At 45.8% G+C, this 1,186-nt stretch carries 1 protein-coding gene; it reads left to right on the top strand.

Going from position 1 to position 1,186, the window contains the following annotated elements; all coding sequences use genetic code 11:
- Positions 1-608: 608 nt before the first annotated feature.
- Positions 609-1,186: reverse transcriptase domain-containing protein (locus E5329_RS29120; RefSeq protein WP_275443889.1), on the top strand; the 578-nt coding region annotated here is incomplete at its 3' end.

Below are 1,186 nucleotides of genomic sequence, written 5' to 3'. Positions count from 1 at the left end.
GTGCGCTCGTAAGCGGAACCCATTCGTTCCGCGCGGGCTTGTTTGTAATCTATCTTTAGCAAGATAGTAGGTTCAATGTGAGGGCTTCATTTGAAGCCTAATTCCTATCATCAACCGACTTATCCGAAAGGGAAACCCGACGGGGAGTATAGCATGTCGGCAACGGTGCTATTCAGCCAGTTATCAGGCTGTGAACGGGCATCAAGATGAAATGTCATGTATGAGGTTAAACAGCTACACTGCTTAAATGACAGCCAGAGGGGCTTTATCGTCAGTACTGACGGAAGATAGCTATTATACGTCAGGCAGTGCAGGGTGTACGCAGAGTTGTGCGAACTGCGTCTACACATCACATTCCGCACTGACCAGCCGCAATAAGCGGAAAACGGCGAACGTCATAGCCGACAACATGACACGCTTGTACAGACAAGCCTAAACGAGGATAGCCTAAACAGGAACGCTTACCATTTTAAGCTATGGCATACAGTGTCTGAATATCCTGCATGGCTACGGAGTCTCCATAGTAGTCCGAGGCGGTAATACCGTTCACATGGCGAAGGGAGACAGCTATACGACTGAAATAATTTAGGAAAGGTGTGTGAGACATCATGAGAAGTCCAAAGATTATTTTGGAGAATCTACAGAAACACTCGAAAGAGGAAAACTACAAGTATGAGAGACTGTACAGGAATCTTTATAATGAGGATTTCTACTTGCAGGCTCTCCAAAACATCTACGCCAACAAGGGCGCAATGACGCCCGGCATAGATGGGCTGACACTCGACGGTTATGGTAAAGAAAGAGTGGAGCGGATTATTCATGCGGTGAAAGACCACAGTTATCAGCCGAACCCTGTCCGCAGACAGTATATCAAAAAGAAAAATGGGAAAATGAGACCGCTTGGGATATCGTCGTCAGACGACAAACTGGTGGAGGAAGTCATTAAGATGATTCTTGAAAGTATTTATGACCCGACATTCTCCAACTATTCCCACGGCTTCAGACCCGGCAGAAGCTGCCATACGGCACTCTTACAGTTACAGCAGAACTTTACAGGTGTGAAATGGTTTGTGGAGGGAGATATAAAGTCGTATTTTGATACGATAGACCATCACAGCCTTATAAATATCCTGCGCAGGCGGATTAAAGATGAAGCCTTTATTGAGCTGATTTGGAAATTCCTCAA

Source organism: Petralouisia muris, assembly GCF_004793545.1.
In the GTDB taxonomy this organism is placed as follows: domain Bacteria; phylum Bacillota; class Clostridia; order Lachnospirales; family Lachnospiraceae; genus Petralouisia; species Petralouisia muris.
The sequence above is the reverse complement of the archived record's forward strand: the minus strand, read 5'-3'. Positions and strand labels throughout refer to the sequence as shown.